At 62.8% G+C, this 7,690-nt stretch carries 7 protein-coding genes; 5 read left to right on the forward strand and 2 right to left on the reverse strand.

The annotated features are described in order from the left end of the window. From MUO23_13650 to MUO23_13670, 5 genes are all read left to right on the forward strand, one after another. On the forward strand, positions 1–706 hold a 706-nt coding region (locus MUO23_13650), incomplete at its 5' end, for a hypothetical protein (protein ID MCJ7513994.1). Between the two features lie 106 nt (positions 707–812). Further along, positions 813–1,730, forward strand: coding sequence for a hypothetical protein (locus MUO23_13655; GenBank protein MCJ7513995.1), 918 nt, complete (start codon positions 813–815; stop codon positions 1,728–1,730). A gap of 72 nt (positions 1,731–1,802) precedes the next feature. After that, on the forward strand, positions 1,803–3,251 hold the full coding sequence (locus MUO23_13660) for an L-fucose/L-arabinose isomerase family protein (protein ID MCJ7513996.1): 1,449 nt from the start codon (positions 1,803–1,805) through the stop codon (positions 3,249–3,251). Between the two features lie 42 nt (positions 3,252–3,293). Beyond that, the gene (gene araB, locus MUO23_13665; protein MCJ7513997.1) at positions 3,294–4,982 is read left to right on the forward strand and encodes a ribulokinase; all 1,689 of its coding nucleotides are present in this window, start codon (positions 3,294–3,296) and stop codon (positions 4,980–4,982) included. Next, positions 4,975–5,619: an L-ribulose-5-phosphate 4-epimerase gene (locus MUO23_13670; protein ID MCJ7513998.1), complete on the forward strand. Its 645-nt coding sequence runs from the start codon at positions 4,975–4,977 to the stop codon at positions 5,617–5,619. The genes araB and MUO23_13670 overlap by 8 nt, the downstream gene beginning before the upstream one ends. Positions 5,620–5,774: 155 nt before the next feature. On the opposite strand, the gene MUO23_13675 is transcribed toward MUO23_13670, so the two are convergent. Together MUO23_13675 and MUO23_13680 are read right to left on the reverse strand one after the other, a co-directional pair. Continuing rightward, entirely contained in the window at positions 5,775–6,758 is a 984-nt protein-coding gene (locus MUO23_13675; GenBank protein ID MCJ7513999.1) for a hypothetical protein, read from the reverse strand. 746 nt (positions 6,759–7,504) lie between these two features. Then, a partial coding sequence (locus MUO23_13680; GenBank protein MCJ7514000.1) for a hypothetical protein occupies positions 7,505–7,690 on the reverse strand: 186 nt, incomplete at its 5' end.

Raw genomic sequence — 7,690 nt, forward strand, 5'->3', positions numbered from 1 at the left:
GCAAACGCTGATCCAGTTCAATGGCAATCTGAGTTCGTGGTGGACGAATATCGTCATCGGCCTGCTGACGTTCATGTTCATCGCCGTTCAGAGCGTTCTGGCGGCGCGCCGGAAGCGCCGTCGCCGAGTACAGGGTCCCACTGCCGGCGAGGTCGCAACAGCTACGCGGCACCGACGCCGCTCATGGGTGATTGCCGCGGCCGCGGTCGTCGGACTGGCGGCTCTTGCACTGGTCTTCGCCCGCATGCAATCTCCAGCGGCCGGCTCCGCCGGGACGGCCGGATCGGATCACTGTGCTCCCAAGCCCTACCGGCAGGACCTTTCCGAAAGCATGGTGCAAGGCGGAGCGGCAATCGTCTACGAGCGGAATGGGGGTCCTCGCTGCGTCGACGAGGTCTATGCCATCTACCCCGATGGGCTGATCGTCGGGGATGACGGAATCAACCGAATCGAGAAGCCCGCGACGATCGAGGAAGTAGGCGAACTCTTGGGAGGGACGCGTGACCTCGGCTGGTTTACCGCCGAGATGTACAACACCTGGCACGACCCGTGCGGGCAGTGCTACGGATACTACATCACCGTGTCGGACCAGGGTGAGACGAAGACGGTCAGGGGCGTAGACGGTGGCACGGATGCCCCCGCTGAATACTGGCAAGTGGTCTCATTGATCAAGGCGATCATTCCCACTTTCGAGGCCAGCCCGTAGCTGGGCTGGCGGACGATCGTCCGCCCCTGGCGTCGGTCGATGAGCGCGGTCGGGATGGTTGCGGCCAGTCGGCGGAACCATCGGGCAGAGGAGGAACTGACTACCCATGAAGCGAGGCTCAATCCCGATCGCGTGTCTCTTGGCACCTCTCCTCTTCAACGTTGCCTGTGCCTACATCGTTCTGCCGGAGGGGCTAGAAGCCGCTTCTTCCACGGAGTCCATGGGCTGGCGAGCCGTTCCAACGAAGGTGGGCGCGATGGAAGACGGGGCTCTGCGCATCGACCTCGCTCTGCTGAACGAGACCGGGGACTGGAGCGCCATGAAAGCCGTCGAGGGTGCGCCGGCAGTGCTTCACGCCGGCGGCGAGGACCGCGAGTGCGCCACCGTGTTCGTGGGAACCGGCGGCCACCGGGTGGCGCCGGGATTCCAATTGAGGGGCTTCATCGCCGGCAGTAAGGCAGAACCTGAGCTCCAGCCGATTTACGTCGAGTGCGAGGGGGTCTCACCCACACCGGGTTCGACAATCACCCTCGACTACAGCTATGTCACCGGCCAATACAACTACTACGAGCAGGACAAAGGCCAGGTGGACACCTCGCTGGAGGTGAATCTCGACCAGGTCATCGAGGATCTGGCGTTTCCCGTGGGGGATCCGGTGGACGGTTTGATCCAGGACGCCGCAACCCCTATGGAGGCCATCAACAAGGTGACCCTCGAGCTGACCGACGTTCAGCGGACCGCAGATGGGCTCGAATTCACGTGGAAGACGGCCAATCCAGGGGAATACCCTTCCTACGTGCACATTGGAAACCCGCCCGTCATCGGCGAGGATGGCGTGCTCTATGGTTTCTATGAAACCCCAGACATCGTCTCCGTGCCAATCACTCCGGCCGGGGATGTGGCGACGTGGACGACTGAGGTAGCCGTCCCTCCGGAAGTCAAGGGGCTCATTATCCTGCTCAGCGTGGAAACGGGAAAGGCAAGGTTGTTTTCCAACTATGCCATTGACATTTCGGATCGGTAGACAAGCGGTGGGCTCTTCGGTTGCGGTAGTGTTCGAGGTCGGGAACTCCATCATCGGAAGTAGGAGGCCAGGATGAAGCCTGTAACCCTGGGCGTGATCGTTGCCAACCGAGGATTCTTTCCTTCGCACCTGTGCGACAGCGGCCGCAAGACGGTGCTGAAGGTGCTGCAGGCTGAAGGCATCCAGGCCGTCTGCCTGAGCGAAAGCGAATCCCAATTCGGGGCGGTCTTCAGCCTGGCAGATTCGCACAAGTGCTCTGACTTGTTCCGGGCCCGGCGCGACGACATCGACGGAATCCTGGTGACGCTGCCCAACTTCGGCGAGGAGACGGCGATCGCCAACGCCATCCGCTGGGCCGACCTGAATGTGCCGGTGCTGGTGCATGCGTTCCCAGATGATCCCACGAAGATGACCTCGGCAGATCGACGCGATTCCTTCTGCGGCAAGATGTCTTGCTGCAACAACTTGGCCCAATACGGCATTCGCTACAGCCTGACTCGGCTGCACACCGTGGATCCCGAGAGCGAGGCCTTCCGAGCCGACCTGCGCGATTTCGCCGCCATGTGCCGGATGGTGCGGGGCTTGCGCTCCGTGCGCCTAGGGGTCATCGGCGCCCGCCCGGCAGCGTTCAAGACCGTGCGCTTCAGTGAGAAGCTCCTCGAACGAACCGGCATCTCGGTGGAGACGGTCGACCTATCCGAGATCTTCGGACGGGCTCTGAAGCTGGGCGATGCGGACCCATCGGTCAAGAGGAAGATGGACGAGATCGCCGCCTACATCCCGACCGGGCGTGTGCCGGCGCTGGCCTTGACGAAGATGGCGAAGCTGGGTGTGACCATCGAGGCATGGATGCAGGAGACCGAGGTTGTCGCCACGGCACTGCAATGCTGGACGGCGATGGAGGAGTTCTACGGCGTCGTGCCTTGCACCCTGATGAGCATGATGAGCAATAACCTGATGCCATCCGCCTGTGAGACCGACGTTGCAGGACTGGTCGGAATGTACGCCATGGTGTTGGCGACAGGAAAGCCCAGCGCCATCGTGGATTGGAACAACAACTACGGGGACGACCCGGACAAGGCTGTCATCTTCCATTGCTCCAATCTGCCCAAAGACATCTTCGCCCAGGAAGGGATCGCCGCCGAGGACATCCCGGTCATGGACTACCAGGCCATCATCGCCGGCACGGTGGGCAAGGAGAATACCTACGGGACGATCGTCGGGCGCGTTCGGGAGACTCCCTTCACCTACTGCCGCGTGTCACCCGATGATCTGAACGGAAGCCTCCGGGCATACTTCGGGGAGGGCCGCCTGACCAACGATCCTCTGCGGACCTTCGGCGGCTACGGAGTCGTCCACATCGACCACCTACAAAGGTTGTTGACGTACATCTGCGAGCAAGGCTTCGAGCACCATGTGGCGCTTAGCCCTTCGCTCTGCGCTTCGATCCTGCAAGAGGGCCTTGGCAAGTACATGAGTTGGGACCTCTACCATCACAGGGGAAGCGAGAATGCCCGCTAACGCGGCCAAGGCCGCCCGGGCAGGTCGTGGAGGAGTCTCCGGATGAAGTACGCCATCGGTGTGGACTTTGGCACGGAGTCCGGGAGGGCGGTTCTGGTCGAAGTCGGCACCGGGCATGAGGTGGCGACGGCAGTGTATCCCTATTCAAACGGAGTCATCGACGAAAGGCTCCCGGAGACGGCGCTCCCACTTGCGCCCGACTGGGCCCTGCAGGACCCTGAGGATTACCTCCGTACGTTCCAGATCACAATCCCGCGCGTGCTGCAGGACGCCGGAGTGTCCCCCCCGGACGTCATCGGTGTCGGGATCGACTTCACCGCCTGCACGATGCTCCCAGTCCGGTCGGACGGAACGCCCCTGTGCATGCTCCCGCAGTGGCGCGGCGAGCCGCACGCCTGGGTGAAGCTCTGGAAGCACCATGCCGCCCAGCCCGAGGCAGACAAGATCAACCGAGTGGCCCGGGAGACGGGGCAAGCCTGGCTCGACCGCTACGGCGGCAAGATTTCTTCGGAGTGGTTCTTCGCCAAAGCCCTGCAGATTCTGAATGAGTCTCCCCAGATCTACGCCGCGGCAGATCGGCTGATCGAGGCGGCGGACTGGGTAGTCTGGCAGCTGACGGGGGTTGAGACCCGCAACTCATGCACCGCCGGCTACAAGGCTCTCTGGTCCAAGCGGGAAGGTTTCCCTCCACAGGATTACTTTGGAGCCCTCCACCCCGAGTTCGCCGGTGTCGTGGACACGAAGATGTCCCCGGACATTCGCCCCGTGGGGGAGAAGGCTGGAGGCCTGACGCAACAAGCCGCTGCCTGGACGGGCTTGATGCCTGGGACCGCAGTGGCAATCGCCAATGTGGACGCCCATGTGGCCGTCCCGGCCGCGACGGTTACGGACGTTGGCCGGATGGTCATGATCATGGGCACCTCCATCTGTCACATGGTTCTGGGACGGGAAGAGCACCTCGTCCCAGGCATGTGCGGGTGCGTGGAAGACGGGATCATCCCAGGCTTCTTTGGCTACGAAGCGGGTCAGTCTTGCGTGGGAGACCATTTCGCATGGTTCGTGGAGAACTGCGTTCCGGCTCGAATCGAGCGAGAGGCTGCCGAACAAGGGATCGATATCCATACCTGGCTTGAACGCAAGGCCGCAGCCCTCCTGCCGGGGGAAAGCGGGCTTCTGGCTCTCGATTGGTGGAATGGCAATCGGTCGGTGCTGGTCGACGCGGATCTGGCAGGCGTGCTTCTCGGCGCCACGCTCGCCACCAGGCCGGAGGAGATCTACCGGGCACTGATCGAAGCCACGGCGTTTGGCACGCGCGTGATCGTCGAGACCTTCCAGCAGAACGGCGTCCCGATTCACGAGCTGGTGGCTTGCGGTGGATTGCCGGAGAAGAACAAGCTGCTGATGCAGATCTTCGCCGATGTCACCGGCCTGCCCATCAAGGTCAGCTCCTCGACGCAGACACCCGCCCTGGGCTCGGCCATGTTCGGCGCCGTGGCAGCCGGAGCACGCTCGGGTGGCTACGACACGATCTATGAGGCGGCGAAGCACATGGCTCGCCTGAAGGACGAGGCCTTCGTACCTGACCCGAATCACCACACAGCCTACAGTGAACTGTTCACGGAGTACCTGCGGTTGCACGATCACTTCGGACGCGGCGAGAACGATGTTCTCAAGCGGCTGAAGCACTGGCGGGCCGACGCGCGCAGCCGAGCGGGGGTCGTCCATGCTTGAGGCCCTGCGGGAAGACCTGTGCCGGCTGCACCTGGAGCTGCCCAAGAACGGCCTGGTCACCTGGACGAGCGGTAACATCAGCGCCCGCGATTCAGCCACAGGACTGGTAGTGATCAAGCCGTCGGGGCTACGTTATGAGGACCTTCGTCCCGAGCACATGGTAGTTGTCGATCTCGAAGGCCAGCTGCAGGAATCGGGTTTGCAGCCCTCCTCGGATACGGCCAGCCACTTGTACATCTACCGGCAGCGCGCCGACGTCGGTGGCATCGTCCACACCCATTCCCCCTATGCCACAGCGTTCGCCGCCAATTACCGCTCAATCCCGGTCTACCTGACGGCTCACGCCGACGAGTTTGGCGGCCCAATCCCCTGCGGGGGGTTCGCGCCCATTGGAGGGGAAGAGATCGGCCGGGTCGTGGTGGAAAGCATCGGCACATCCTGCGCGGTCCTGCTCAAGAACCACGGCGTGTTCACCGTGGGCCCGACGGCGGAGGCGGCCGTCAAGGCCGCGGTCATGGTCGAGGATGTCGCCCGAACCGCATGGCTCGCGCTGCAATTGGGCCATCCGGAGGAAATCCCCGCGGAGACCGTGACAGCCCTGCATCGCCGCTACAAGGATTACTACGGACAGAAGTAAGGAAGCCCAATTGACAGAAGGCGCGGCCTAGGCGGAGATCACTGGCTAGTCCGAAACAGGAGCCAAGGACAGAGGGGGTCTTGCAGTGACGGCCCTCGCACGTAGCCACACCACGGCTGCCGGAGGAGCCGCAGACGAAGCAAGCGCGTAGCCTTTCATGCCTGGGACTGCCCCACCTGCGCCGCCTTCTCCAAGATTCCTGCTTTCAGTTCCATGAACCTCCCCACCAGGGCATCCAGTTCGTTTCGCGCCGATGGCTCGAAAGAATATTGCAGGTAGGTGTCACCACGCAGCTGGACGCCAAGAGCCGTCAGACGATGATGGCCCACCGTGATCGATAGCTGTTCGATCTTGTCAAGAGGCAGGTAGGTCCACAGTCCCCCGTACCTCTCGTGGTCGCCTTTGTGCGGGATCTCCTGGATGGTGATCAGCTCGCGGTCCGTCAGGATCGTCGCATGCGTCGGAGAAACCGTGCGGCGGTAGGTCCGGCCGAATGCCGAAGCGACCCCTACCAGGATTTCAGGCTGAAGAATCGCCTGAACGACCACCTCACCCTCGAGCAGGCAACGACCTGCATAGTTCATGAACTTGAGATTCCGCCTGCCCCACGCCTTGAAGGGATCTGGGCTTGCGGCGGAGGATGCCGTCGAGGCCGCTTCACCCGTGCGGATCCGCCTCATGATCGGGGCAAACAGGAAGTCGGTCACTGCATTGAAGCGAATCGTTGATGATGTGGGAGCGAGGCCGTCTTGCCCCAGACCCATGATCGTAATCCGGGCGTCCAGCAGAGCGGAGCTGACCCGAAGACAGGTGATCCCGCACATGGGGTAGCGGCCCGCGCCAAGCCTGTCGCCGTGCATCTCCAGGATGCAGACCTCGCCGGAAGAGGCGCACACCAGCTTCTCTGTCTCGCGGTGAAGAAAGCCCTCGTAGGTCGGCGCAACGACGACGTTGGGGAACGGGACCCCTGCCTGCTGGAGGGGCTCGAAGAAGGGCCAGTACGCCCCAGGGGCGTCCGCATAGCTGGCAATCGACCTTGCCCAAGATCGCTGTGACTGTTCGAAAGGGGTTGGTCCGATCGAGGCGTTAGTCGCCCGGCCAGTCCCGGCGTACTTGAGCGGGTGCAGTGAGCTGCGCAACTTCGCCCGCATACCTTGGCGCTTTCATTCGCCTTGAGATCAGGCAGAATCCAATCAGGGACTCGGCGTTGCAGCTCAAGATCGATTCGCCGCTGAGTCCGGCAGGTTGGATTCGCTATCATTGTCAAACAGACGAAGGTGGCCACGAAGCACTGAATGTCATCCCCAAGGCGTGATTGCCGAGCAACACCCCAACCTGCCGATGGCTCCGCCTCAGGTCCCCGGAGGGAGATGCGTCTAGAATGCCGATCACCTTGGGCGCATGCGCTCGGTGTGAAGCAACCATGGGATGCTAGAGCTCGCGGCCGGGGCCTCTGATCGATTCGGCCGGATTGCCTACGCCTGCAAGAAGCCGCCGGTTCAGTGACTTGTGCCCACACAGGGCTGCTCCCCGTCCATAACCCCACCCACGCCGTTCCAACATGCGCCGGGATCCCATCTCGGGCTCACCGCCGCCTCACCCGGCTGGCGAGAAGAGCAATCGCGGAATCCCCCCTTGACAGGCGAATTGGCCATCGGGCGTTGCGCAGTTGGACCCAATCCTCTCAGGAGTCTGCTTTGGCGGTCCGGGACGGCTTTGTGGATCTCCTCGCCTGCGACAGCCGCCTCTCGTACTGACTCGATTCCCTTCAACATCCTCCCGCAGCGAAGCCCAGGGATCCTCCAGGGAGGTCCGTTCGCGCGCAGTGCTCAGGGGCCTGCCTCTCAGAGGCGTCCAGACCGGCGGGGCATCTCATGGAGTACGACTACCGTCTGGAGTCCTGTCTCCCGGACTCCGTTCGCGCCCGCATGCGCGCCTCTTGCTCCCGCAGCTCGGGAGTGAGGTTCGGCCCGAAGTCATCGGCCTCAAAGACTGGGCGGATCTCAAATTCGGCCGCCTCCCGCTCCGGGTTGGGGATGCGCTTGGCCCATTCGATCGCCTCTTCCATCGA

Source organism: Anaerolineales bacterium (genome assembly GCA_022866145.1).
In the GTDB taxonomy this organism is placed as follows: domain Bacteria; phylum Chloroflexota; class Anaerolineae; order Anaerolineales; family E44-bin32; genus PFL42.